This is a genomic window from Streptomyces sparsogenes (assembly GCF_001704635.1).
GTDB classification, from domain to species: Bacteria; Actinomycetota; Actinomycetes; order Streptomycetales; family Streptomycetaceae; genus Streptomyces; species Streptomyces sparsogenes.
On record NZ_MAXF01000020.1, the window covers coordinates 68913 to 92679 of the forward strand.

Annotated in this window: 22 protein-coding genes; 12 read left to right on the forward strand and 10 right to left on the reverse strand. The window is 72.5% G+C overall.

The window, feature by feature from the left end:
* Nucleotides 1-79: 79 nt before the first annotated feature.
* From BBH68_RS03375 to BBH68_RS03385, 3 genes are read right to left on the reverse strand one after another with little or no spacing between them, the layout of a single operon-like run.
* Nucleotides 80-1072, reverse strand: coding sequence for a carbohydrate ABC transporter permease (locus BBH68_RS03375; protein ID WP_079150767.1), 993 nt, complete (start codon nucleotides 1070-1072; stop codon nucleotides 80-82).
* Nucleotides 1069-2427, reverse strand: coding sequence for an ABC transporter substrate-binding protein (locus tag BBH68_RS03380; protein WP_065958730.1), 1359 nt, complete (start codon nucleotides 2425-2427; stop codon nucleotides 1069-1071). Before BBH68_RS03380 ends, BBH68_RS03375 begins: the two co-directional genes overlap by 4 nt.
* Nucleotides 2424-3542 carry a sialidase family protein gene (locus BBH68_RS03385; protein WP_065958731.1) on the reverse strand — a complete coding sequence of 373 codons (1119 nt, stop codon included), beginning with the start codon at nucleotides 3540-3542 and terminating at the stop codon, nucleotides 2424-2426. The genes BBH68_RS03380 and BBH68_RS03385 overlap by 4 nt, the downstream gene beginning before the upstream one ends.
* A 212-nt stretch (nucleotides 3543-3754) precedes the next feature.
* Between BBH68_RS03385 and BBH68_RS03390 the strand changes: the two genes are divergently transcribed.
* The 3 genes from BBH68_RS03390 (at nucleotide 3755) to BBH68_RS03400 (ending at nucleotide 6012) form a co-directional block, all read left to right on the forward strand.
* Nucleotides 3755-3952, forward strand: a complete 198-nt coding sequence (locus BBH68_RS03390; protein ID WP_065958732.1) for a DUF5708 family protein — start codon at nucleotides 3755-3757, stop codon at nucleotides 3950-3952.
* 80 nt (nucleotides 3953-4032) lie between these two features.
* Complete coding sequence (locus tag BBH68_RS03395) at nucleotides 4033-4629, forward strand: hypothetical protein (protein ID WP_065958733.1); 597 nt, start codon at nucleotides 4033-4035, stop codon at nucleotides 4627-4629.
* Between the two features lie 159 nt (nucleotides 4630-4788).
* Nucleotides 4789-6012: an MFS transporter gene (locus BBH68_RS03400; RefSeq protein ID WP_245737874.1), complete on the forward strand. Its 1224-nt coding sequence runs from the start codon at nucleotides 4789-4791 to the stop codon at nucleotides 6010-6012.
* 165 nt (nucleotides 6013-6177) lie between these two features.
* Here BBH68_RS03400 and BBH68_RS03405 read toward each other — a convergent pair whose 3' ends face one another.
* Entirely contained in the window at nucleotides 6178-6408 is a 231-nt protein-coding gene (locus tag BBH68_RS03405) for a hypothetical protein (RefSeq protein WP_065958735.1), read from the reverse strand.
* Nucleotides 6409-6479: 71 nt separating this feature from the next.
* Here BBH68_RS03405 and map point away from each other — a divergent pair, with 71 nt between their 5' ends.
* From map to BBH68_RS03430, 5 genes are all read left to right on the forward strand, one after another.
* Nucleotides 6480-7337, forward strand: a complete 858-nt coding sequence (map, locus tag BBH68_RS03410) for a type I methionyl aminopeptidase (protein WP_065958736.1) — start codon at nucleotides 6480-6482, stop codon at nucleotides 7335-7337.
* 148 nt (nucleotides 7338-7485) lie between these two features.
* Nucleotides 7486-8613: an iron uptake system protein EfeO gene (efeO, locus tag BBH68_RS03415; protein WP_065958737.1), complete on the forward strand. Its 1128-nt coding sequence runs from the start codon at nucleotides 7486-7488 to the stop codon at nucleotides 8611-8613.
* A gap of 13 nt (nucleotides 8614-8626) precedes the next feature.
* Nucleotides 8627-10090, forward strand: a complete 1464-nt coding sequence (gene efeB / locus BBH68_RS03420; protein ID WP_079150768.1) for an iron uptake transporter deferrochelatase/peroxidase subunit — start codon at nucleotides 8627-8629, stop codon at nucleotides 10088-10090.
* Between the two features lie 58 nt (nucleotides 10091-10148).
* Nucleotides 10149-11126, forward strand: coding sequence for an iron uptake transporter permease EfeU (gene efeU / locus BBH68_RS03425; protein ID WP_065958738.1), 978 nt, complete (start codon nucleotides 10149-10151; stop codon nucleotides 11124-11126).
* Nucleotides 11077-11982, forward strand: a complete 906-nt coding sequence (locus BBH68_RS03430) for an SCO2278 family lipoprotein (RefSeq protein WP_065958739.1) — start codon at nucleotides 11077-11079, stop codon at nucleotides 11980-11982. The genes efeU and BBH68_RS03430 overlap by 50 nt, the downstream gene beginning before the upstream one ends.
* An 86-nt stretch (nucleotides 11983-12068) precedes the next feature.
* Here the strand turns inward: BBH68_RS03430 and BBH68_RS03435 are convergent, their stop codons facing one another.
* Nucleotides 12069-12803 carry a bifunctional DNA primase/polymerase gene (locus BBH68_RS03435; protein ID WP_065958740.1) on the reverse strand — a complete coding sequence of 245 codons (735 nt, stop codon included), beginning with the start codon at nucleotides 12801-12803 and terminating at the stop codon, nucleotides 12069-12071.
* 158 nt (nucleotides 12804-12961) lie between these two features.
* Between BBH68_RS03435 and BBH68_RS03440 the strand changes: the two genes are divergently transcribed.
* The gene (locus tag BBH68_RS03440) at nucleotides 12962-13786 is read left to right on the forward strand and encodes a glycerophosphodiester phosphodiesterase (protein ID WP_065958741.1); all 825 of its coding nucleotides are present in this window, start codon (nucleotides 12962-12964) and stop codon (nucleotides 13784-13786) included.
* A 60-nt stretch (nucleotides 13787-13846) separates the two neighbouring features.
* On the opposite strand, the gene BBH68_RS03445 is transcribed toward BBH68_RS03440, so the two are convergent.
* Complete coding sequence (locus tag BBH68_RS03445) at nucleotides 13847-14476, reverse strand: TetR/AcrR family transcriptional regulator (protein WP_065958742.1); 630 nt, start codon at nucleotides 14474-14476, stop codon at nucleotides 13847-13849.
* Nucleotides 14477-14653: 177 nt separating this feature from the next.
* Between BBH68_RS03445 and ddaH the strand changes: the two genes are divergently transcribed.
* Both ddaH and BBH68_RS03455 read left to right on the forward strand, forming a co-directional pair.
* The gene (gene ddaH / locus BBH68_RS03450; protein ID WP_065958743.1) at nucleotides 14654-15448 is read left to right on the forward strand and encodes a dimethylargininase; all 795 of its coding nucleotides are present in this window, start codon (nucleotides 14654-14656) and stop codon (nucleotides 15446-15448) included.
* 154 nt (nucleotides 15449-15602) lie between these two features.
* A complete protein-coding gene (locus tag BBH68_RS03455; protein ID WP_065958744.1) occupies nucleotides 15603-16616 on the forward strand; it encodes a small ribosomal subunit Rsm22 family protein in 1014 nt (337 codons plus the stop codon).
* A 4-nt stretch (nucleotides 16617-16620) separates the two neighbouring features.
* Here BBH68_RS03455 and BBH68_RS03460 read toward each other — a convergent pair whose 3' ends face one another.
* Together BBH68_RS03460 and BBH68_RS03465 are read right to left on the reverse strand one after the other, a co-directional pair.
* On the reverse strand, nucleotides 16621-17820 hold the full coding sequence (locus BBH68_RS03460) for a serine hydrolase domain-containing protein (protein WP_425428767.1): 1200 nt from the start codon (nucleotides 17818-17820) through the stop codon (nucleotides 16621-16623).
* Nucleotides 17784-19139: a multidrug effflux MFS transporter gene (locus BBH68_RS03465; RefSeq protein WP_076971022.1), complete on the reverse strand. Its 1356-nt coding sequence runs from the start codon at nucleotides 19137-19139 to the stop codon at nucleotides 17784-17786. The genes BBH68_RS03460 and BBH68_RS03465 overlap by 37 nt, the downstream gene beginning before the upstream one ends.
* Nucleotides 19140-19238: 99 nt before the next feature.
* Between BBH68_RS03465 and BBH68_RS03470 the strand changes: the two genes are divergently transcribed.
* Complete coding sequence (locus BBH68_RS03470; protein WP_245737867.1) at nucleotides 19239-20234, forward strand: Gfo/Idh/MocA family protein; 996 nt, start codon at nucleotides 19239-19241, stop codon at nucleotides 20232-20234.
* A gap of 39 nt (nucleotides 20235-20273) precedes the next feature.
* On the opposite strand, the gene BBH68_RS03475 is transcribed toward BBH68_RS03470, so the two are convergent.
* On the reverse strand, nucleotides 20274-21605 hold the full coding sequence (locus BBH68_RS03475; RefSeq protein ID WP_245737875.1) for a phosphatase PAP2 family protein: 1332 nt from the start codon (nucleotides 21603-21605) through the stop codon (nucleotides 20274-20276).
* A gap of 255 nt (nucleotides 21606-21860) precedes the next feature.
* On the reverse strand, nucleotides 21861-23483 hold the full coding sequence (locus tag BBH68_RS03480) for an alkaline phosphatase D family protein (RefSeq protein ID WP_065958748.1): 1623 nt from the start codon (nucleotides 23481-23483) through the stop codon (nucleotides 21861-21863).
* Between the last annotated feature and the right edge of the window lie 284 nt (nucleotides 23484-23767).

The window sequence follows — 23767 nt, forward strand, 5'->3', positions numbered from 1 at the left end:
CCGGGGCGGCGCGACTCGCTCGCCCCGGTGCCCGACGCCGGAGCGCCGTCCGCCGGGATGTGCTGGGTGACCTCGGTGCTCACCTGCTCGTCCCGCCCTTCCCCTTGGACCCCTTGACCCGCTTGGCCCCCTTGGCCCCTTTGGGCTCTTTGGGCTCTCGCTGCCCCACGAGCCGCAGGAAGCCGAAGGACAGCACGCACGCGACCAGCGCGAGCAGCACCGCCTCGGCCGCCGCGGTGTGCTGGTTGTTGCTGGTGAACGCCTCGTTGTAGGCCGCCAGGTTGGGGGTGTAGCCGGAGTCGATGGAGTTGCTGAGCGGCTTGAGCACCTTGGGCTCGCTGAACATCTGGAGGGTGCCGATGATGCTGAAGACGGTGGTGAGCACGAGCGCGGGCCGGATCAGCGGCAGCTTGATGTGCCAGGCGATCTGCCAGCCCCTGGCCCCGTCGATGCGCGCCGCCTCGTACAGCTCGCCGGGCACGGCCTTGAGCTGCGCGATCAGCACCAGCATGTTGTAGCCGGTGAACTGCCAGGTGACGATGTTGGCGATGGACCACAGCACGGCCCCGCGGGACAGGAAGTCCACGTCCCAGCCCGCGGAGTGGGCGATCTCCACCAGGGGGCTGATGCCCGGCACGTACAGGAAGCCCCACAGGATGGAGGCGATGACGCCGGGCACCCCGTACGGCAGGAAGAAGGCGGTCCGGAAGAAGCCGACCCAGCGGGCGGAGGCCGCCTCCAGCAGCAGCGCCAGCCCGGTGGCCAGCGCGATCATCACCGGGATCTGTACGGCGCCGAACAGCAGCACCCGCCCGAAGCCGGCGGTGAAGCGGTCGTCCTCCAGCGCGGTGGCGTAGTTGGACAGCCCCGCCCAGACCTCCTTGGTCTCGCCGCCGAGGCCGAGCGTGCCCGTGCGCTCGACCTTGAGCAGGCTCTCGTAGACGGCGTAGCCGATGGGCGCCAGGAAGCACAGCGCGAAGAGCGCGAGGAAGGGCAGCAGGAATCCGGCCGCCGCCCGTGCGCCGCGGAGCTGGGTGCGGGTGGGGCGTCTCACCCGGGCGGGGCCTGTCACCCGGCCTTCACCTTCAGTCCCTTTTCCCTCAGGTCGCTGATCGTCTGGCCCTGCACGGTCTTCAGTACGGACCTGAAGGAGCCGCCGTCGCCGATGGCGGCGGTGAAGGCGTCGCCGAGCCGCTGGTAGAGGGTGTCGGTGGCCGGGCCCCACCGCCAGCTGGTGTCCACGCCCCTGCTCGCGGCGTCGAAGACCTCGCTGTACTCCTGTCCGCCGAAGAAGTCCTTGTGCACATCCAGGTCGGAGGTGGCGTAGCCCTGCTTGGCGGCGGGGGTGCCGTAGCCGTTGTCGATGAGCAGCTTGATGGACTCGGGGTCGGTGTTGAGCCAGATCGCGAAGTCCAGTGCCTCCTTGGGGTACTTGCTCTTGGCGAAGACCGCGGTGGTGGAGCCGCCCCAGTTGGCGAAGGCCCCGTCGCCCTTCTTCCACTGCGGCATGGGCACGACCCGCCACTTTCCGCTGGTCTTGGGGGCGTTGCCGACCAGCAGCGCGTCGCCCCAGCTGGCGCCGAGCCAGGAGGCCATCGCGCCGGTCTGGACGTCCTTGTACCAGGCGTTCTGCCGGTCCGGGATGGTCTTGATCAGCTTCTGCTCGACCAGCGCCTCCCAGTAGTCGGCGACCTTGCGGGTCGGCTCGTCGTCGATGCTCACCAGCCAGGTGTCGCCCTCGGCGCCGAACCAGCGCGCCCCCGCCTGCCAGGCCAGGCCCGCGAAGCGGTTGCCGTTGGTCGCCGAGAAGGTCTCGATCCAGGCGCCCTTCTTGCGGATCGCCTTGGCCGCCGCCTCGTACTCGTCCCAGGTGGTGGGGGGTTCGATGGCCCACTTGTCGAACAGGTCCCGGCGGATGAACAGCCCCATCGGCCCGGACGCCTGCGGGACGGCGTACACCGCCTTGCCGAACACCGACTGCTGCCACTGCCAGCCGACGAACTTGTCCTTGTGCTCGCCGACCCCGTACTTGGTGAGGTCCAGCAGGCCGTTGTCGATGAGGAAGCTGGGCACGACCGGGTATTCGATCTGGCCGAGGTCGGGCGGGTTGCCCGTTCTGATCGCGGCGTGCATCTTCGCGTACTGGGCGCCGTCCACGGCCGAGACCTTCTCGACCTCGACCCGCACCTCGGGGTTCTTGCTGTTCCACAGGTCGACGGGCTTGTCGATGCCCGGCACCCAGGACCAGAAGGTCAGGGTGATCTTCTCGCCCTTCTTGCGGCCCTTGGGCTCGTCGTCCCCGTCGTCCGAGCCGCAGCCCGCGAGGGCGAGGCCGGCCGCCGCGGCGGCCGCGCCGCCCAGGACGGCGCGCCGCCCGGGGCCCTGGGGCCGGCCGTCGTGGGATCTGTGCGGGTACGTCTCGCTCATATCAGCTCCTCCACCGGAATGCGCCGGAAGGTGATCGTCGAGTAGGCACTGAAGTCGCCGGTCTCGTACAGCAGTCCGACCGTCGCGTCATCGATCCGGACCAGGTCGGAGTAGGCGGCCGGCAGCCCGTCGACGGTGTGCGCGGGCCGCCAGGTGACTCCCCCGTCGCGGCTGGCCCGCACCGTCATCAGCGCCCGGTGGGCGGGGTCGGCGGGCCCGGAGAACAGCAGCGGGTCCGGGCCGTCTGAGCGGCTCAGGTGCAGCACGCTGCCCTGGACGACCGGCCCGGCCAGCCCGGCCTGCGGCCGGAAGGGCCGCTCGAGGCTCGCGCCGCCGTCGGACGAGTGGGCGTCGGCGCGCCGGCCGGGCGCGGCGCCGTCGTTGCGGGCGTTGAAGTACACCCGGCCGTCGGGGAGTTCGGCCGCCGTGGTCTCGTTGGCGTTGACGTATCCGTCGGGGTTGTCGTCGACGTACCCGATCCGCCAGGTCGCGCCGTCGTCGTCGCTCAGCAGGTCGTGGCCGCCGTCGTACTTCCCCTCGGCCCCGGTGTCGCCGGCGGCGGTCGGCGGGGTGGAGTGATTGCCCGGTACGACGAGCCGGCCCGCCCACGGGCCGTGGCGTAACCGCAGGGCGTGCCCGGGTGTGGTGGCGTACCAGCGCCACTCGGGCCGCTTCGCCTCCCCGGTGATCTCCCGGGCCGCGCTCCAGCTCGCCCCGTCGTCGTCGCTGTGGGTCACCCACACCCGCCGCCCCTCGGCGGCCGGCACCCGGCCGCGCCGGATCAGGTCCTCGGTGGCGCCGGCCGCGCTGGTCACATGGACGAGGACGACGCGCCCGTCCCCCGCCACCACGGGCGCCGGGTTCCCGGCCGTGCCGCCGCCGTTCTCCGCGACGACCTGTAACGGCCCCCAGGTCCGCCCGCCGTCGGGCGAGCGCTTGAGGACGAGGTCGATGTCCCCGTGGTCGGCGGCCGACCGCACCCGCCCTTCGGCGAAGGCCAGCAGCGTCCCGGCGGGCGTCGCCACCACCGCCGGAATCCGATAGCTCGCGTACCCCTCGGCGCCCGCCCGGAACGGCACGGATGTCTCGTACGCGCGCGCTGCCCCACCTGCCATCCGATACCCCGTCACCATCGAGTGCCGCCGCCCCAATGACCGGACGTAGGACGTCCCTTGTGTCCGGCGACCTTAGGGTTCGCCCCCCGGAGCGTCAAGGGACGGCGCAATGAACACTTGGCGGCGGGTCGGTCGAAGGATGCAGAGAACCGCTTGTCGATCTCATCCGTCGGATCGAGGAACCGTCAGGCGGGCGGCCATAGCGTGGGCTTATGACCAAAGCTCTCAAGCAGCTCCTCGAAGGGAGCGTCACCCTCGTCGTCGGCCTGGCGCTGTGGCTGTTCACCGGGGACGTCGAACTCCCCATCATGACCCTCACCAAGATCGGGGTCGTGATGATGTTCTGGGGCGGCGCGCAGCTGCTCTACGGCGCGTACCTGGGTCTGGCCGGGCAGCGCGCGAAAAGCTGACGCGTTCCGGACCCCTCGAAGGGGTGAGGCTCCGCGGATCCGCCCCGCCGCCCCGGGTGCCGGGGCACCATCCCCATGCCATGGACGCCATACGGGTCGCGCTGCTGCGCGAGGTGCTCGCCGGGACCGAGTGGCCAGGGGCCGCCCGCCGCTTCGCGGGCTCCCTGCGCGCCTCGGTCGGGACGCGCGGGGGCGGGCTGCTGTTGGTGGGCACCGATGCGTACGAGCCGTGGCATCTGGCCGCCCACCTCGACGACGAGGCCGCCTGGGCGGGCCTGCCCGAGCTATCCCCCACCCTCGTACGCCACCGGATACCGCACGGCCCCCTCCCGGCGCACCTGTCCGTCGGCCTCCGCCGCCTGGAGCGCGCCGGGCGCGGTGAGACCCTCCTCGTGGTCGCGCCGGACGCCCCCGGCGCCGGGCTGCTGGAGCGGGTGGCCGACGCCCGGCGCGGCGGCGTCACCGTCCTCGCCCTCGACCACGGCCACGCCGAACTCCACGCGCTGGCCCACGACGCGCTGGCCACCCCCGCCGGGGCGGGCCCCGACCTGGACACCCTCCAGCACCTCGTCAGCGCCGCCGCCACCACCGACCCCCGCCTCGCCGCCCCCCGCCTCCGCGACCGCCTCGCCCGCCTGACCGCCCACCTGACGGCCCCGCCCCCGGCGCCCTGGTGAGCCGGTCCGTGGCGGAAAAATTCGTTTGTCGGCGGCGCGGTCGGCGCCGGAGCATGTCGCCTTGTGACGGACGACGAGCATCCCCCGCCGGCGGGGGCGCGCCGACGCGCGCTATTGCCGGATCTCGCGCCCTGGCGCTCCTCCCGCGACTTCCGCCTGATGTGGACCGCGGGGCTGGTGACGGCGTTCGGCAGCTTCCTGACGATGGTGGCGCTGCCGCTGCAGATCAAGGAGTTGACGGGGTCGGCCTTCGCCGTCGGCGCGATCGGCGCGGTCGAGCTGGTGCCGCTCGTCGTGTTCGGGCTGTACGGCGGGGCGCTCGCCGACGCCGTGGACCGCCGGAAGCTGATCCTGCTCACCGAGGCGGGGCTGGGCCTGCTGGCCGCGCTGCTGCTGGTCAACAGCCTGCTGCCGGACCCCATGCTGTGGCCGCTGTACGCCGTGGCCGCCCTGACCAGCGCGCTCACGGGGCTGCAGCGCCCGGCCATCGACGCGGTGACGGCCCGGATCGTGCCGCACGACCAGCTCACCGCGGCCGCCGCGCTGAACTCGATGCGCTGGCAGCTGTCGGCCGTCGCGGGCCCCTCGCTCGCGGGGGTCGTCGTCGCGTACGCCGGGCTGCCGTTCGCGTACGGCCTTGACCTGCTGACCTTCGTCGTCTCGGTGCTGCTCGCGCTCGGCCTGACCCCGGCGCCGCCCGCCCATGACGCGGAGAAGCCGTCGCTGCGCGCGATCGGCGAGGGCGCGCGCTACGCGTGGCGGCGCAAGGAGCTGCTGGGGACGTACGCGGTGGACATGGTCGCCATGTTCTTCGCCTTCCCCAACGCGATCTTCCCCTTCCTCGCCGACGAGCTGGACGCGCCCTGGGCGCTCGGCCTGATGTACGCCGCCGGGTCGGTGGGCTCGATGGCGGTGAGCGTGACCAGCGGCTGGGCCTCCCGGGTGCACCGGCACGGCCGGATGGTGGTGCTGAGCGCGGCGCTGTGGGGGGCGGCGATGGCCGCCGCCGGGTGGCTGCCGAACGTCTGGCTGGTGCTGCTGTGCCTGGCGGTGGCGGGCGGCGCGGACATGGTCAGCGGGCTGTTCCGCTCGACGATGTGGAACCAGACGATCCCCGACGGGCTGCGGGGGCGGCTGGCGGGCATCGAGCTGCTGTCGTACGCGACGGGGCCGCAGCTGGGGCAGGTCCGGGCCGGCGGGATGGCCGCCCTGGTGGGCGTACGGGCCTCGGTGTGGACGGGCGGCCTCGCGTGCGTCGCGTCGATCGGGCTGCTGGCGCTGGCCCTGCCGAAGCTGATGACGTACGACGCGAGGACGGACGAACACGCGCGGCGGGTCCGAACCCAGCGCGAGGCCGCGGCCCCGGCGGCCCCGGCGGCGTGAGCGCGAACGTCGCCGGCGACCTCGCGGTGGGTACCCGCAAGACTTCGCGGTGAGCACCGGCGGCTTCGCGATGAGCACCGGCGGCTTCGCGGTGAGTACCGGACGGCGACACGCCGTGGTGTCGGCGTGTCGCCGTCCGATACTCACCGCAGATCGGGCTCCGGGTCAGTCCGCGTCAGGGCCCGGCGTGGGCTCGTCGCGCCAGCGGGGGTCGCGCTCCCACTCCGCGTTGCGCTCCTCGGCCAGCTCGACCGCGCGTGCGGCCTCGGTGCGGCTCGGGTACGGGCCCAGGCGGTCGGCCGCCCGGCATTCGGGGCCCTCTTCGACCTTCTGGTGCTTGATGCAGTAGTACCACTCGCCCGGCTTCCCCGCGGCTCGCTTCCTGAACAGCGCCATCGCGCCCTCCCGCCCTTTTCCCTCCGGTTTTCCGCCATGCTGCCCGATGCGCCGCCGATACACTCGCTGACATGTCTGGCCAGTCGCTTCTTGTCCCGGGAAAGCTCTCCCCGACCCGCTCCGTCCCCGCCTCGATCCCGCGCCCCGAGTACGTCGGCAAGGAGGGCCCGACCCCGTACACGGGGTCCGAGGTCCAGGACGCCGAAACGATCGAGCGGATGCGGATCGCGGGCCGGATCGCCGCGCAGGCGATGGCGGAGGCCGCGAGCCGGATCGCGCCGGGGGTCACCACGGACGAGCTGGACCGGGTGGCCCATGAGTTCCTGTGCGACCACGGCGCGTACCCCTCGACGCTGGGCTACCGGGGCTTCCCCAAGTCGCTGTGCGCCTCGGTGAACGAGGTCATCTGCCACGGCATCCCGGACTCCACCGTGCTGCGCGACGGCGACATCGTGAACCTGGACGTGACCGCCTACATCGGCGGCGTGCACGGCGACACCAACGCCACCTATCTGTGCGGCGCGGTGGACGACGAGTCGCGGCTGCTGGTGGAGCGCACCCGGGAGTCCCTCAACCGCGCCATCAAGGCGGTCAAGCCGGGCCGCCGGATCAACATCATCGGCCGGGTCATCGAGTCGTACGCCAAGCGCTTCGGCTACGGCGTGGTCCGCGACTTCACGGGCCACGGCATCAACTCGTCCTTCCACTCCGGCCTGATCGTCCCGCACTACGACAGCCCGCACCACACCACCGAGATCAAGCCGGGGATGACCTTCACCATCGAGCCGATGCTGACGCTGGGCACCTACGAGTACGACATGTGGGACGACGGCTGGACGGTGGTCACGAAGGACCGGAAGCGGACGGCACAGTTCGAACACACGCTCGTGGTGACCGAGACCGGCGCCGAAATTCTGACCCTGCCGTAGGTTTATTACCTAATTTTTGCTCTTTACTTACGGGTTCTTGGGGCCCGGCTGGAGTTGGGTAGGCAAGCCTCAGTTAAGTTAGGGCGGCCTATCCGGCCCCTGTCTCGACATGTCCGCATGGTCGACCCCGATTGCCTGGAGCCCGTATATGAGAGCCGCCCGCTCTTCCGCCGTCACCGCCGTCGCGGCGGTCGCCTCGCTCGCCGCCGTGTCCGGCTGCGCCGAGAAGTCCGACGCGAAGGGCTCCGACGCGATACGGATCACGGCGTCCGACGACGCGTGCGAGGTCTCCAAGACCTCTTTCCCGGCCGGGCACGTGAAGCTCGCGGTGGAGAACAAGGGCTCCAAGGTCACCGAGGTCTACGTCTACGCGCCCGGCGACCGGATCGTCACCGAGCGGGAGAACATCGGCTCCGGCCTCAAGGCGAACATCACCGCCGAGATCAAGGCCGGGACGTACGAGATCGCCTGCAAGCCCGGCATGAAGGGCCACGGCATCCGGCAGAAGATCACCGTGACCGGCGGCAAGACCGCCAAGCGGAACCCGAAGCTCGACAAGGCGGTGGCCGACTACCGCGCCTATGTCCAGACGCAGGCCGACGAGACGCTGCCGAAGGTCCAGGAGTTCGTCGACGCGATCAAGAAGGGCGACCTGGAGGCCGCCAAGAAGGCGTACGCCCCCTCGCGCGTCGGCTGGGAGCGCACCGAGCCGGTCGCCGAGTCCTTCGGCGACATCGACCCGAAGGTCGACCTCCGCGAGGACGGCCTGGCCAAGGGCCAGAAGTGGACCGGCTGGCACCGGCTCGAGAAGTCCCTGTGGAAGGCGAAGAAGATCACCGCCGAGGACAAGAAGCTCGCGGACCAGCTGGTCAAGGACCTCAAGGACTGGCAGAAGCGGGTCGGCACCGCGGACATCACCCCCACCGGCATGGCCAACGGCGCCAAGGAGCTGCTCGACGAGGTGCAGACCGGCAAGGTCACCGGCGAGGAGGAGCGCTACAGCCACACCGACCTGGTCGACTTCGAGGGCAACGTCGACGGCGCCGAGAAGTCCTACCAGCTGCTCAAGCCGGTGGCCGCGCAGAACGACCCGGCCCTGACCAAGGACCTCGACAAGCGGTTCGCGGCGGTGAAGAAGCTGCTCGACACCTACCGTGAGGGCGAGGGGTTCGTGTCGTACGACACCGTCGGCCAGGCCAAGCGCAAGGAGCTGTCGGACGCGGTCAACGCCCTGGCCGAGCCGCTGTCCAAGCTCGCCGCGGCCGTCGCGAAGTAAGGGCGCGCCGATCATGACCGACCACACCACCGACCGCACCACGGACCACGAGCCGGCCTCCCCCGACGGGCAGGACACCACCGGCGGACAGGCCCCGGCCGACGGACAGGCCGCGGACCACGAGCCGGCCTCCCCCGACGGGCAGGACACCACCGGCGGACAGGCCCCGGCCGACGGACAGGCCGCGGACCACGAGCCGGCCGCCGCCGGCGCGCCCGCGGCCGCGCGCCGCGCCGCCCCCTCCCGCCGCGCCCTGCTCGGCTGGGGCGGCGCCGGGCTCGCGCTCGGCGCCGCCGCGGCCGGGGGCACCGCGGCCGCCCTCACCGGCACCGACGAGGAGAGCGGGGCGGCGGCGGCCGACAGCGGGGCCGCGGTGCCCTTCTACGGGGCCCACCAGGCCGGGATCGCCACCCCCGTACAGGACCGGCTGCACTTCGCGGCCTTCGACGTCACCACCGACGACCGCGACGAGCTGATCGCGCTCCTGAAGGAGTGGACGAAGGCCGCCGCCCGGATGACACAGGGCAAGACGGTCGGCGGCGGGGCGATCGGCGGGCTCGCCGAGGCCCCGCCGGACGACACCGGCGAGGCGCTCGGCCTCAAGCCGTCCCGGCTCACCCTCACCTTCGGGGTCGGGCCGACCCTGTTCAAGGACAAGAAGGGCAAGGACCGCTTCGGCCTCGCCTCCCGCCGCCCCGAGGCCCTGATCGACCTGCCCGCGTTCCCCGGCGACAACCTGGACCCGGCGCGCAGCGACGGCGACCTGTGCGTCCAGGCGTGCGCGGACGACCCGCAGGTGGCGGTGCACGCCATCCGCAACCTGGCCCGGATCGGCATGGGCAAGGTCGCGATCCGCTGGTCGCAGCTCGGCTTCGGCAAGACGTCCTCGACGACCCCGGACGCGCAGACCCCGCGCAACATGATGGGCTTCAAGGACGGCACCCGGAACATCGCGGGCACCGACTCCGCCGCCCTGGACAAGCACGTGTGGGTGGGCGCCAGGACCGGCCCCGCCTGGCTGGTCGGCGGCTCGTACCTGGTCGCCCGCCGCATCCGGATGCACATCGAGACCTGGGACCGCGCCTCCCTCAAAGAGCAGGAGGACGTCTTCGGGCGCACCAAGGGCGAGGGCGCGCCCCTCGGCAAGCGGCGCGAGCACGACGAGCCGAACCTGAAGGCCCTGCCGCCCACCGCGCACGTACGCCTCGCCCACCCGGACTCCAACGGCGGGGTGCGGATCCTGCGCCGCGGCTACTCCTTCACCGACGGCACGGACGGCCTGGGGCGGCTGGACGCGGGGCTGTTCTTCCTCGCCTACCAGCGGGACGTACGGCAGGGGTTCGTGCCCGTGCAGCAGAGCCTGGCGCGCGGCGACGCGCTCAACGAGTACATCCAGCACGTGGGTTCGGCGCTGTTCGCCGTCCCGCCGGGCGTCCGCGACGCGGACGACTGGTGGGGGCGGGCGCTGTTCTCCTGAGCGACCCAAGGGCCCGCGCGACCCGCGGGCCCGAGGACCGAAGAGAAAGGCCAACCTCGTGTTCGGCAACTACCTGATCGGACTGCGCGAAGGGCTGGAGGCCAGCCTGGTCGTCTGCATCCTGGTCGCCTACCTGGTCAAGACCGACCGCCGCGCGGCGCTGCGGCCGGTCTGGCTGGGCGTCGGCGTCGCGGTCGCGCTGAGCCTGTCCTTCGGGGCGGCGCTGCAGTTCGGCTCGCAGGAGCTGACCTTCAAGGCGCAGGAGGCGCTGGGCGGTTCGCTGTCGATCCTCTCGGTGGGCCTGGTGACCTGGATGGTGTTCTGGATGCGGCGCACCGCCCGGCACCTGAAGGCCGAGTTGCAGGGCAAGCTGGACGCGGCGATCGCGATGGGCACCGGCGCGCTCGTGGTGACCGCCTTCATGGCGGTGGGCCGCGAGGGCCTGGAGACGGCCCTCTTCGTGTGGACGGCCGTGCAGGCGAGCAGCGACGGCACGCCGCGGCCGCTGATCGGGGTGGCGCTGGGGCTGCTCACGGCGGTGCTGCTGGGCTGGCTGTTCTACCGCGGCGCGCTGAAGATCAACCTGTCGAAGTTCTTCACCTGGACCGGCGGCATGCTGGTCGTGGTGGCGGCGGGCGTGCTCGCGTACGGCTTCCACGACCTCCAGGAGGCGGAGTTCCTCCCCGGCCTGCACGACCAGGCCTTCGACATCAGCGGGGCCATCCCGCCGGACTCCTGGTACGGCACCCTGCTCAAGGGCGTCTTCAACTTCCAGCCGGACCCGACCGTGGTCCAGGTGGTGGTGTGGCTGCTGTATCTGGTCCCCACGCTCGCCTTCTTCCTGCTCCCCGGTAGGGTTGCGCCGTCCCGAGCAGTCCCGAAGGAGCCCAAGCCCCATGACTCGCAGGTCACAGCGTCGGCAGTGCGCAGTTCCGGCAGCCGCGGCGGCGGCAGCGGTGGCGCTGGCGATGACGCTGACAGGCTGCATGACGGTGCACGGCGAGCGGGAGAACATCCCGTCCGTCGCGAAGGATGAGGCGCCCAAGGCCCTCAAGCGGTTCACGGACACCTACAACAAGGCCTACCGCGAGCTCGATCCGTCGCTGGTGGGCCAGGTCGAGACCGGCCCGCTGCAGGACATCAGCACGGCCGACCTGAAGGCGCAGCACGCCCAGACCCCGGGCGGGAACCCCAACGCCTCGCCGCTGAAGCTCAGCGACGCGCGCTACATCATCCCCAAGCAGGTCGGCTGGCCGAAGTTCTTCGTGGCGGACACCGAGAGCAACCGCGACGACAACCGCTGGCTGCTGGTGTTCACCCGGGGCGGCGCCGACGAGCCGTGGAAGGCCGCGTATCTGTCGATCCTCAGCCGGGACGAGGTGCCGGACTTCCAGATCGACAAGGACGGCTGGGCCAAGCCGGTGCCCGCCGACGGCGGAACGCCGAAGCTGACGGCCGGGCCCGAGAAGCTCAGCGGCGCGTACACCGACTACCTGATGACCGGCAAGGGCGAGGTCTTCGCGGACGGGGGGTCCACCTCGGGGCTGCGGACCACGCGGAAGAAGTACCTGCGCACCCCGAAGTTCTGGACCGAATACATCGACACCGCCGCCCAGGGCGCCCGCTACGCCCCGGTGGGGCTGCGCCTGAACGACGGCGGGGCGCTGGTCTTCTTCGCCTCCCACCACCGGCAGAAGCAGACCATGGCCAAGGGCTACCGGCCCAACCCCACCCCGCAGATCAAGGCGCTGATGACCGGCGAGGCGAAGAAGTCGGTGACCTTGACGCGGATCTCGGAGGCGGCGGTACGGGTCCCGGCGCGGGACGCGGCGGACCCGAAGGTGGTGTTCCTCAACCGGCTGGAGGGCGTGACGGCGGCGAAGGGCGAGTAGGCCGGCCTTCCGGTCCTCCCCGGTTCACGGCCCGCCGAGGGGCTCACTGGCTCACGGCCTGCCCAGCGGCCCACGGCCTCCCCGGCTCACCGTCCTATCGGCCAGGCGTGCGACTCGTGTTCGTGCCCCTCGTCCGCGAACCGCGCGCACGCGTCGGTCAGCGACTCCAGCAGCGACAGGGGGTCCGGCAGCGGACGCTCCGGTCCGAGCAGCCAGGCCACCCGCCCGTCGCCCGGCAGCCGCGCGGGCGGCAGCAGGACATAGCTGCCCCGGCAGTGCCAGCGCAGCCCGGGGTGCTCGTCCATCGTCTCGGGGTGGCAGTCCAGCTCGCACGGCCACCACTCGTCCTCGTCCTCGGGCGTGCCGCGGGTGGCGGTGAAGAACAGCATGCGGTCCTGGTGGAGGTCGGCGCTGCTGGTGGCGACGGGGCCGACCTCGACGCCGGCCTCGCCGAGCCGCTCCAGGGCCAGCCGGCCGGCGGCCACGGGCACGTCCAGGACGTCGTGGGCCATGCCGGTGGCGGTGATGAAGTTCGCCTCCGGGTCGGCGCGCAGCCACCGGGCGACCTTCTCCGGGTCGGTGGTCGCCTGCGTCTGCCAGGCGAAGGAGACCGGGTGCCGCCCCGGAGTGGGACAGCCGATCCGGTCACAGGAACAGCCGTAGCCGGACGGGTGGGCCGCCGGGGCCAGCGGGAACCCGGCCGCCGCGGCGGCCATGAGCAGATCCTCTCGGGCACCCGCGCCCGCCCCCGTGTCCGTGTCGCCGCCCGCCCCGCCCCGCGGTCGGCGCAGCCACTGGGAGAACCTGCCCTTGCGTTCCATCTACCGCCTCGCTTCCCCGCCGGTGCCGCCGATACCCCGTCAATGCTGCCACCATCCTGCTCCGGAGGTGGCCGGTGTCCGCATCCGGGGTGACCGGGAACCCACCTCTGGGTGCGGATATCAGGCATAACAGAGCGGGCGCCCCTAGCGTTCCCTTTATGGTCACGAGGTCTCTACTGGCCGGTATGGCGGTCCTCACCCTGTCCGTGCCGGCCGCTACCCCGGCCCTGCCGCCCGCGCGGCGGGGCGGGCCCCCGACCGCCGATTCGCTCCCGGGGATCACCTACGCGGCGCACCGCGGCGGCGCCCTGGAGGTGCCCGAGAACAGCATGTCCGGGCTGACCACCGCCTTCGAGCGCGGCGTGGCCCCGGTCCTGGACTTCGACACCAGGATGCTGCGGGACGGCACGCTCGTGGTGATGCACGACGCGACGCTGGACCGTACGACGTACTCGACCGGCCCCGTGAGGTCGCTCACCGCGGCCCAGTGGCGGTCCGTACGGCTGCGGCCCCGGGCCGGGCTGCCCGGGCTGTGGCTGCCCGAGCGGCCGCCGACCGTCGGGGAGGTGCTGGACCGCTTCGGCGGCCGCAGGGTGCTGACGGCGGAGGCCAAGGACCCCGACAGCCTGCCCCGCCTGGCCGCGATGATCCACGAGCGCGGTCTGACCCGGTCCGTCTTCGTCAACACCAACCACGTCCGGCTGGCCCGGCAGGCGCACCGGATGGGGCTGCTGACGCAGCTGTGGCGCTCGGCGCGGCAGCTCCGGGAGGACCGGCCCCGCGCGTGGCGGGGGTTCGTGGACCTGCTGGACGTGGACTACCAGGCGCGGGGGTCCGATCTGCGGCGGGCCGTGACCTCCGGCATCCGCCGGGTGTGGGCCCATACGGTGAACACCCCGGGGGCGCGGGACCGGGTGCTGCGGCTGGGGTGCGGGGGCATCATCACGGACGCGCCGACGCTGCTGACCTCGACGGCGCGCTGACCACCGCGCTGACCACCGTGCTGACTACCGCGCTGGCCACCGTGCTGGTCATGGCGCTGGTCACTTCTGGAGGATCCCGCGCAGGGCGGTCTCGACCACCGCGTCCGCGTACTCATGGGTGAGCGGGAGGGTGCGCAGCAGCCAGCGGTGGGTCAGCGGGCCGCAGACCAGCTCGACGGCGACCCTCGGGTCGATGTCGCGCGCGACCTGCCCGGCGTCCTGGGCGGCCCGCAGCCGCTCGGCGAACAGCCGCAGCGGCGGCTCCAGGACCTGGGCGACGAAGTGGGCGCCGAGTTCGGGGTTCACCAGGCCCTCCGCGGTCAGCGCCCGGGCCGGCAGGTCGTACGCGGGCGCGTTCATCTGGTCCACGGCCGCCCGCAGCACGAGCTTGAGGTCCGCCTCCAGGTCGCCGGTGTCGGGCAGCGCGGCCCCGGCGCGCTCGGCGCCCTCGGATGCCTCGGCGCCCTCGGGGGTCGCCCCCCGGTCGGTGAAGGCGTCGAGCAGCACCGCGGCCTTGGAGGGCCACCAGCGGTAGATCGTCTGCTTGCCGACCCCGGCGCGGGCCGCGATGGCCTCGACGGTGAGCCGGGGATAGCCGAGTTCGCCGAGCAGTTCCAGGGCGGCGTCGAGGATCGCCCGGCGGGAGCGTTCGCTGCGGCGGGAGGAGTCGGGCGCTGCTTTGTCGGCCATGGCGCACAACCTACCGACCGCCGAAACCATCCATACGGCTCATGCCGCGGGCGGGCTCCCGGGCGCACCATGTGACCAGGACCACGTACGACGATCCGTACGGGCCTGCCTCCCCGTGAGGAGCCATCCTTGTCCTTGCGTACCCCTGAGCGCCGCGCCACCGCGCGCCGCTATCTCATGTGTCCGCCGACCCACTTCAAGGTCACCTACTCCATCAACCCCTGGATGGACCCGGCCAAGCCCGTGGACATCCCGCTCGCCGTCGCCCAGTGGGAGGACCTGCGCGACCGTTACCGCTCCCTCGGCCACACCGTCGAGGAGCTGCGGCCCCGCCCCGACCTCCCCGACATGGTGTACGCGGCGAACGGCGCGACCGTCGTCGACGGCCGCGTCCTGAGCGCCCGCTTCGCCCATCCCGAGCGCACCGCGGAGGCGGCGATCCACCTGGAGTGGTTCCGCGCCCACGGCTACGCGGAGGTGCGGGAGCCCCAGCACGTCAACGAGGGCGAGGGCGACTTCGCCGTCACCGCCTCCTGGCTCCTGGCCGGCCGCGGCTTCCGCAGCAGCCCGCTCTCGCACCCCGAGGCCCAGGAGTTCTTCGGCCGCCCGGTGATCGGCCTGGACCTCGTCGATCCGCGCTACTACCACCTCGACACGGCGCTGTGCGTGCTCGACGACACGACGGACACGGAGATCATGTACTACCCCGGCGCCTTCTCACCGGGCAGCCGGGCCGTCCTCGGCCGGCTCTTCCCCGACGCGATCATCGCCACGGAGGCGGACGCCTCGGCCCTCGGGCTCAACGCGGTCAGCGACGGCCGCCATGTCGTCCTCCCCCAAGCGGCCGCCGGGCTCTTCGGCCCGCTGCGCGAGCGGGGCTACGAGCCGATCCCGATGGACCTGAGCGAACTCCTCAAGGGCGGCGGCAGCGTCAAGTGCTGCACGCAGGAGCTGAGGGCCCCGGCCGGCTAGGGCGGGGGCGGCCCCGGTGCGCTGGGGCCGGGGCCACCCGGTGCGCTAGGACCGGGCGGCCCCGGTGCGGCCGGGCCGGGGAAGCGGTGCGCCGCTCCCCCGGCCCGGCCGCCACGGGACCGGCTCCCGACACGCCGCCGGTAGAATCTGCCGGATGCACGCCCCCGCTCCCGAAGCCGCCCGTACCGGCGAGGCGCTGCGCGTCGCGCTCGCCGGATTGCTCGATGGGCTGTCGCCCCGGCAGGCCGCTCAGGCCACGGGGCGGCTGATCGAGAACTACCGGGGGCGCACCCCGACCGACGCGCCCGTGTTGCGCGACCGCTCCGACGTCGTCGCGTACGCCGCGTACCGGATGCCCGCGACCTTCGAGGCCGTGCGCTCCGCGCTGGCCGCCTTCCGCGCGGCGGCGCCGGAGTGGCGGCCGGGCTCCCATGTGGACATCGGCGGCGGGACCGGCGCGGCCACGTGGGCGGTCGCCGCGGCCTGGCCGGGCGGCGGGCCCGCCACCACCGTGCTGGACTGGGCCGAGCCCGCGCTCGCGCTCGGGCGGGAGCTGGCCGGCGGGGCGGACGTGGAGGCGCTGCGCGCGGCGCGCTGGCAGCGGCAGGCCATCGGCGACGGCCTGGCCCTCCCGGACTCGACCGACCTGGTCACCGTCTCGTACGTGCTGGGCGAGCTGACCGCCGCCGACCGCCGCGCCGTCGTGGACGAGGCGGCACGGGCCGCCCAGGCCGTGGTGCTGGTCGAGCCCGGCACCCCGGAGGGCTATCTGCGCGTCCGCGAGGCGCGGGAGCGGCTGCTGGCGGCGGGGCTGCGCGTGGTGGCCCCCTGCCCGCACAGCGCGGCGTGCCCGATCGAGCCGGGCGCGGACTGGTGCCACTTCTCGGCCCGGGTCGCCCGGTCGTCGCTGCACCGGCAGGTGAAGGGCGGCTCGCTGCCGTACGAGGACGAGAAGTTCGCGTACGTCGCGGCGGCCCGCTTCCCCGCCGCGCCCGCCGACGCCCGGGTGGTGCGCCGCCCGCAGCTCCGCAAGGGCCAGGTGCTGCTCGACCTGTGCGCCCCGGACGGGCTGCGCCGCGAGACCGTCACCAAGCGCCAGGGCCCCCACTACCGCGCGGCCCGCGACGCGGACTGGGGCGACGCCTGGCCGGCCGCGGACGGCGACTGACGGACTACCCCAACGCGAGCGCCCGCGCCAGCGCCGTCCCCGCCGCCGCGCGCGGGGCGCTGTCGGCCGGGTGGCGGCGCGGGTGGACGGTGTTGGCCAGCAGCACCAGGAACGAGGACGTGGCCCGGTCGATCACCAGGCTGGTGCCGGTGAAGCCGGTGTGGCCCGCCGCGCCCCGGCCCGCCAGCTCGCCCATGAACCAGGGCTGGTCGACCTCGAACCCCAGCCCGGGCGCGGTCAGCATCAGGTCGACGGACTCCGGCCGCAGCACGGGCGGGCCCCCGCCCAGCAGGGCGCGGCACAGCAGCGTCAGGTCGGCGGCCGTCGAGAAGAGCCCCGCGTGGCCGGCGACGCCGCCCAGGGCATGGGCGTTCTCGTCGTGGACGACGCCCCGCAGCATCCCGCGGTCGAGCTTCGCCCAGGGGCGCCGCTGGTCCTCGGTGGCGGCGATGCGGGGCAGCCAGGCGCGGGGCGGGCGGAAGCGGGTGGCGGCCATGCCGAGGGGGTCGGTGATGTCGTCGCGTACGAGCCGGTCCAGGGGGCGGCCCGCGGCCCGCTCGACGACCCGCTGGAGCAGCAGGAAGTTGAGGTCGGAGTAGCGGCGGGCGGTGCCGGGGGCGGTGGTCGGGGGTTCGGCGCGCAGCCTCGCCAGCCGCTGTTCGTGTCCGTCGTACTCGTACAGCGGGAGTTCGGGCAGCAGCCCGGAGGTGTGGGTGAGCAGCTGCCGCACGGTGATCCCGTGCTCGGCGGCGGCCGTGAACTCGGGGGCGTACGCGGCGACCCGGCCGTCCAGGTCGATCTCGCCGCGCTCGGCGCACCGCATCGCGACGATCGTCGTGAACAGCTTGGTCAGCGAGGCGAGATCGAAGACGGTGTCCCGGGCGAGGGTGTTCGGGACGACGGTGTCCCGGGTGAGGGTGTTCGGGACGACGGTGTCCCGGCCGGCAGTATCCGCATCCGCGTCCCGCCCGGCGCGCATCGGCACCCATCGCTCGCGCGGCAGCTCCACCCCCCGGTCCGTGGCCGCGTCGTACGCCGCGTAGCGCACCGCCCAGCCGAAGGCCGCCTCGACGAGGACGTCCTGCCCCCGCCCGGCGGCCACGACCACCCCGGCGCACCAGGGGCGCTCCCCCTCGGGGAGCGCCGCCACGCCTCGTATCAGCCGGTTCAGCCGGTCTTGCCGCGCTGCTGCCACGGGCGGCAGAGTCCCACGAAGCAGCCCACGGCCGCGAGCGCACACACCAGCTGGACCACGGTCATGGGCACCGCCGTGTGCTCGCCCGCGATGCCGACCAGGGGCGAGGCGACCGCGCCGACGAGGAAGGAGGAGGTGCCCAGCAGTGCGGACGCGGACCCGGCGGCGTGCTTGGTGCGCATCAGCGCCTGGGTGTTGGTGTTGGGCATGGCCAGGCCCATCGCGGACATCAGCACGAACAGCCCGGCGGCCATGGGGACGAGGCCGGTGTCGCCGAAGACCCCGGCGGCCATCAGGCACAGCGCGACGGCCGAGAGGGTGATCGCGGCCAGGCCCACGGCCAGCGCCACGTCCAGGTTGACCCGCCCGGCCAGCACCTTGCCGTTGAGCTGCCCGACGGCGACCAGGCCGATCGAGTTGAGCCCGAAGAGCAGGCTGAAGGTCTGCGGGGAGGCGCCGTAGATCTCCTGGACCACGAAGGCGGAGCCGGAAACGTAGGCGAAGAGCGCGGCGAAGGCGAAGCTGCCCGCGAGCATGTAGCCGGTGAAGACGCGGTCGGCGAGCAGCCCGCGCATGGTGCGCAGCGCCTGGCCGACTCCGCCGCCGTGGCGCCGCTCGGGCGGCAGCGTCTCGTGCAGCCGGCGCCAGACGACGGCGGTCAGCAGCACGCCGACGACGGTCAGCACGACGAAGACGCCGCGCCAGTCGGTGAGGCGGAGGATCTGGCCGCCGATGAGGGGCGCGGCGACGGGCGCGACGCCGGAGATCAGCATGAGGGTGGAGAAGAAGCGGGCCATCTCGGCGCCGTCGTACAGGTCGCGGACGACGGCGCGGGAGATCACGATGCCCGCGGCCCCGGCCAGGCCCTGCAGCAGCCGGAAGGCGATGAGCAGCTCGATGGTGGGCGCGAAGGCGCAGATGGCGGTGGCGACGACGTAGATGACCATGCCGATGAGCAGGGGCCGGCGGCGCCCCCACTTGTCGCTCATGGGGCCGACGACCAGCTGGCCGAGCGCCATACCCGCCAGGCACGCGGTGAGGGTGAGCTGGACGGTGGCGGCGGGGCTGTGCAGCGCGCCGGTGACCTCCGGCAGGGCCGGGAGGTACATGTCCATGGACAGCGGCGGGACGGCGTTGAGGCCGCCCAGGATGAACGTCACCAGCAGACCGGCGCGGCGTGCCCGGCCCTGCTCGGAAGAGGAAGCGGAAACGGAAGCGGAAACGGACGAGGAAGCGGACGAGGAAGCCGAGGGGGAAGGGACGGCGAGGGGGGTGGCTTCGGGTATCGGACTGTGGTCGGGGGCGGACGGGGGGCCGGACTGCGGCATTCAGCGCTCCGTGAGTCGTTGAGTCTTCTCTATGCTCTCAGCTATTCGTTGTGGTCATGACCGGTACTGCGACCGGTGCGGAGCGGAATGAGGGTGGGGATGGCGGACAGCGTGCGGTGGGGAATCCTGGCGACCGGCGGCATCGCGGCGGCGTTCACCGCGGATCTGCTGGAGATGGCGGACGCGGAGGTGGTGGCGGTCGGCTCCCGCCGCCCTGAGTCCGCGAAGCGCTTCGCCGAGCGGTTCGGCATACCGCGCGCCCACGGCAGCTGGGCCGAGCTGGCCGCGGACGACGAGGTGGACGTGGTCTACGTCGCCACCCCGCACTCGGCACACCGCGCCGCGGCCGGGCTGTGTCTGGAGGCCGGGCGTGCGGTGCTGTGCGAGAAGCCGTTCACGCTCAATGTGCGGGAGGCCACCGAGCTGGTCGCTCTCGCCCGGTCCACCCGCCGCTTCCTGATGGAGGCGATGTGGACGTACTGCAATCCGGTCGTCCGGCGGATGACCGAGCTGGTGCGCGACGGCGCGATCGGCGAAGTGCGCGCGGTGCACGCGGACTTCGGCATCCCCGGCCCCTCCGATCCGGCGCACCGGCTGCGCGACCCGGCCCAGGGCGGCGGCGCGCTGCTCGACCTGGGCGTGTATCCGGTGTCCCTCGCCCATCTGCTGCTGGGCGAGCCGGACGAGATCCAGGCGTGGGCGCGGCTGACCCCCGAGGGCGTGGACGAGAACACCGGCGTCCTCCTGGGCTGGGACGGCGGCGCGGTGGCGCTGCTGAGCTGCTCACTCGTCGCGGACACTCCGCAGACCGCGTCGGTGACCGGCTCGTCGGGCCGGATCGAGTTCCCGCGCGGCTTCTTCTACCCGGAGCGCTTCGTACTGCACCGGTCCGGCCGCGACCCGGAGGTGTTCACGGCCCCGGCCACGGAGGCCGCCCGGCACGGCTACCAGCACCAGGCGGCGGAGGTGATGCGCTGTCTGCGAGCGGGCGAGACGGAGTCCCCCCTGGTTCCCCTGGACGGCACCCTCGCGGTGATGCGCACCCTGGACGCGGTGCGCGAGCGGATCGGCGTGCGCTACCCGGACGAGGGCTGACCGGCCATCTGACGCACCGGCCGTCTGGCGCGCCGCGACTCACACCGGCTCGGGTTGCGGTTCCGGCCGTGGTGCCGGGGCGGTCGCCGGTTCCCACAGTCTGGTGGTGCGTATGTAGACGTGGATGACCGAGGCCATCGCCAGGAGGAGCAGCGGTCCGGACACCCAGGGGTGGGTGGCCATCTCCATCGGCAGATAGCGGTAGCAGACCAGGAGTGCGGCGAAGACGGTGGTGCCGTAGGCGACCATCTGGACTGCCGACCGGTTCCAGCCGCGGTCGAACGAGCGCAGGGCCGCTTCGATGGTGAGGGCGAAGACCACTCCGGCGATGAGGTCCACGCCGTAGTGGTAGCCGAAGCCGAGGGTCGCGGTGAGCGTGGCGACCAGCCAGAAGGTGCCCCCGTAGCGCAGCAGGCGGGGGCCCTTGCGGGAGTGGATGAAGATCGCGACGGCCCAGGCGGTGTGGAGGCTGGGCATGCAGTTGCGCGGGGTGATGCCGTCGTAGGGCATCGGGTGCGGGGGGCTGATGGACGGGAGGGTGTGCGGCCACAGGTTGATCAGGGCCCATTCCGGGCCGCCGGTGCCGGAGGCGCCGGGGCCGTAGGCGAAGACCGGGCCGACCACCGGGAAGATCATGTAGAAGGCGGGTCCGACGAGGCCGATGACCAGGAAGGTGCGCACCAGGTGGTGGCCGGGGAAGCGGCGCTCGGCCGCGACCTTGCGCAGTTGGTAGAGGGCGACGACGACCGCGGCGACCGCGAGCTGGGCGTAGACGACGGCGACGATCTGGGTGGGGATCGGACCGGCGGCGTCGAGGGCGCGGCCGACCAGCCAGGAGGGGTTGCCCAGTGCGTGGTCGGCGGTGGCCACGTACGGGTCGAGCACGGTCGGGTGGGCCTTGGAGGTGATGAGGAGCCAGGTGTCGCCGGTCTTGCGGCCGGTCACCAGCAGCAGGCCGAGACCGACGCCCTTGAGCAGCAGAGCGCGCTCATTGCCGGTGCGGCGGGTGAGGGCGATGACGGCGCAGCCCAGCATGACCCACATGGCGCCGTTGCCGAAGAGCCGGTCCTCGGGCACCTCGACGCCGGCCGCCCATCGCACCAGGGCGAGGACGATGTCGATGCCGATCGCGGCGCCGATCGCGATGAAGCGCTGCCGCCAGGTGAGGACCACCATCATCAACGCCAGGCCGCCGTACAGCGGCCCCGGCTTCGGGGGGAGTATCACCTCTTTCGCCTGGGTGGCCATCGGCCCGGGAAGGCCGTAGTGATGCGCGGTGATCTCCAGCGCGATGAGGAACCCGAGGGTCGCCACACCCGCCGTGACCCACAGGATCGCCCGGGGCTGCCGCCATGCGCCGGACTTCAATATGCGGTTTACGCCGTCTATTCGCGACAACACCCGCGACACTATAGGTATCAATTTTTTGACCGATTTGCTCGATATTGAGTAAAGAGGTCGTTCTTCGTGCCGAATAGCATAGTTTTCTCGTGAAGGACAGTCGATGAGAGTTCTCGTCAATGTCCGATCATGCCATCGCAGCGGTGCGGGTGGTTTGGCCGCCCGACGACAGAGCCGGGCCACCGCGGAGCGCGCGCTCCGCGGTGGCCCGGCTGGGGGCGAGGGTCAGACCTCGTGGAGGCCGGGGTTGCCGGCCTCGCTGACGAACGACGCCGCCGTGGTGAGCGGCGCGCCCGGCGTGGTGACCGCGGGGACCGTCTTGTAGTCGGCCCGGGCCTGCTCGCGGTCCAGGGTGACCGTCACATAGCCGCGGCGGCCGTTGTAGAACTTCATGTGCGGGTTGGCCGCCATGTACGTGGCCCAGTTGGCGGGCTTGTCGGCGCCGTCCTTGCCGCTGGTGATGGAGGTGCCGACGAACTCCACGCCGAGGGTGCGGGAGGCGGGGTCGTCGAAGTCCTTCTTGATGTCGAAGGCGTAGTGGACGTGGACGTCGCCGGTGAGGACGACGAAGTTCTCGATCCCGGCGGCCTCGACGCCCGCGAGGACCCGGGCACGGGAGGCGGGGTAGCCGTCCCAGGAGTCCATGCTGAGCTTGGAGCGGGCGGCGGTGGTGTTCTTCCGCCGGGAGAAGGTGACCTGCTGCGGGATCACGTTCCACAGGGCCCTGGAGCGGTGGAAGCCGTCGAGCAGCCAGCGCTCCTGGGCGGCGCCGGTCAGGGTGCGGGACGGGTCCTCGGACTCGGGCCCGGGGTACTGCCAGCCGTCGCCGTAGGCTTGGTTGGAGCGGTACTGGCGGGTGTCGAGGATGTCGAACTGGGCGAGCCTGCCGTAGTGGAAGCGGCGGTAGAGCCGCATGTCGGGGCCGTCGGGCCGCTGGGGCATGCGCAGCGGCATGTTCTCCCAGTACGCGCGGTAGGCGGCGGCCCGGCGGATCAGGAACTCCTCCGGCGGGTTCCCGTTCTCGTCGACGTCGCCGGCGTAGTTGTTCTCGGTCTCGTGGTCGTCCCAGGTGACGTACCAGGGGAAGGCGGCGTGCGCGGCCTGGAGGTCCTCGTCGGTCTTGTAGAGGGCGTAGCGCAGCCGGTACTGGTCGAGGGTGACGGTCTCGGTGTTGAAGTGGGCGGGGAGGGTGCGGTCGGTGTAGTTGCGGGCGCCGCCCACCGCGTTGACGGCGTACTCGTACTGGTAGTCGCCGACGTGGAAGACGGCGTCCAGGTCCTCGCCCGCGAGGTGGCCGTAGGCGGTGAAGTAGCCGTCGTGGTACGCCTGGCAGGACACCAGGCCGAAGCGGCCCTCGCGGACATGGGCGCCGGTGGCGGGGGCGGTGCGGGTGCGCCCGGCGGGGCTGGTGAACCGGCCGGCGCGGAAGCGGTACCAGTAGACGCGGTCGGCGTCGAGGCCCCTGGCGTCGACGTGCACGGTGTAGTTGAACTCGGCGTGCGCGGTGGCCGTGCCCTTGCGGGCCACGCGTCTGAAGCGCTCGTCGTGCGCGATCTCCCAGTCGACGCGTACCACACCCTCGTCGGGCAGCCCGTTGCCCGGCTCGTACGGGCGCGGGGCGAGCCGGGTCCACAGCACCACGGCGTCCGGCAGCGGGTCACCGGAGGCCACGCCGAGGGTGAAGGGGTCCTCGGTGAGGGAGTGCGAGGTCAGCTCGGCGGCGTGGGCACTGGGCAGGTTGGTGGTGAAGGCGAGCGCCGCGGCGGCCCCGGTGACGGTGAGGAAGCGGCGGCGGCCCAGGCGCGCTGCCGCGGCTCGTATGGCCTGCTGGTGCGGGTGGTGTGCCATGTGGCTCTCCCCTGGCTCGTGGCGTGTGGCATGTGGCGGGTGGCGTCTGGCTTCGTGCGTCACAGGCATTGGAAGGGCAGAGGACGGCCGGGCGCTAGCCTGTACACGTCATCAAGATGTCGGAACGGTGAGTTCCACAGCGGGATGGGACCTTTGCGGCGATATGCCCTCGGCGGGCGGCAACTTGACGAGACGTAGGTTGCCGGGCCATGCGTACGGATCGTCACCACCCCTACTTAACCAATCACTTGATCAGATAATTGGATCAAGTGGCGATTTCACTC

Coding starts and splice junctions, on each gene's coding strand:
- BBH68_RS03380 (WP_065958730.1), bottom strand. CDS start 2,427: ATGAGCGAGACGTACCCGCACAGATCCCACGACGGCCGGCCCCAGGGC.
- BBH68_RS03385 (WP_065958731.1), bottom strand. CDS start 3,542: ATGGCAGGTGGGGCAGCGCGCGCGTACGAGACATCCGTGCCGTTCCGG.
- BBH68_RS03390 (WP_065958732.1), top strand. CDS start 3,755: ATGACCAAAGCTCTCAAGCAGCTCCTCGAAGGGAGCGTCACCCTCGTC.
- BBH68_RS03395 (WP_065958733.1), top strand. CDS start 4,033: ATGGACGCCATACGGGTCGCGCTGCTGCGCGAGGTGCTCGCCGGGACC.
- BBH68_RS03400 (WP_245737874.1), top strand. CDS start 4,789: ATGTGGACCGCGGGGCTGGTGACGGCGTTCGGCAGCTTCCTGACGATG.
- BBH68_RS03405 (WP_065958735.1), bottom strand. CDS start 6,408: ATGGCGCTGTTCAGGAAGCGAGCCGCGGGGAAGCCGGGCGAGTGGTAC.
- map (WP_065958736.1), top strand. CDS start 6,480: ATGTCTGGCCAGTCGCTTCTTGTCCCGGGAAAGCTCTCCCCGACCCGC.
- efeO (WP_065958737.1), top strand. CDS start 7,486: ATGAGAGCCGCCCGCTCTTCCGCCGTCACCGCCGTCGCGGCGGTCGCC.
- efeB (WP_079150768.1), top strand. CDS start 8,627: ATGACCGACCACACCACCGACCGCACCACGGACCACGAGCCGGCCTCC.
- BBH68_RS03430 (WP_065958739.1), top strand. CDS start 11,077: ATGACGGTGCACGGCGAGCGGGAGAACATCCCGTCCGTCGCGAAGGAT.
- BBH68_RS03435 (WP_065958740.1), bottom strand. CDS start 12,803: ATGGAACGCAAGGGCAGGTTCTCCCAGTGGCTGCGCCGACCGCGGGGC.
- BBH68_RS03440 (WP_065958741.1), top strand. CDS start 12,962: ATGGTCACGAGGTCTCTACTGGCCGGTATGGCGGTCCTCACCCTGTCC.
- BBH68_RS03445 (WP_065958742.1), bottom strand. CDS start 14,476: ATGGCCGACAAAGCAGCGCCCGACTCCTCCCGCCGCAGCGAACGCTCC.
- ddaH (WP_065958743.1), top strand. CDS start 14,654: ATGTGTCCGCCGACCCACTTCAAGGTCACCTACTCCATCAACCCCTGG.
- BBH68_RS03455 (WP_065958744.1), top strand. CDS start 15,603: ATGCACGCCCCCGCTCCCGAAGCCGCCCGTACCGGCGAGGCGCTGCGC.
- BBH68_RS03465 (WP_076971022.1), bottom strand. CDS start 19,139: ATGCCGCAGTCCGGCCCCCCGTCCGCCCCCGACCACAGTCCGATACCC.
- BBH68_RS03470 (WP_245737867.1), top strand. CDS start 19,239: ATGGCGGACAGCGTGCGGTGGGGAATCCTGGCGACCGGCGGCATCGCG.
- BBH68_RS03480 (WP_065958748.1), bottom strand. CDS start 23,483: ATGGCACACCACCCGCACCAGCAGGCCATACGAGCCGCGGCAGCGCGC.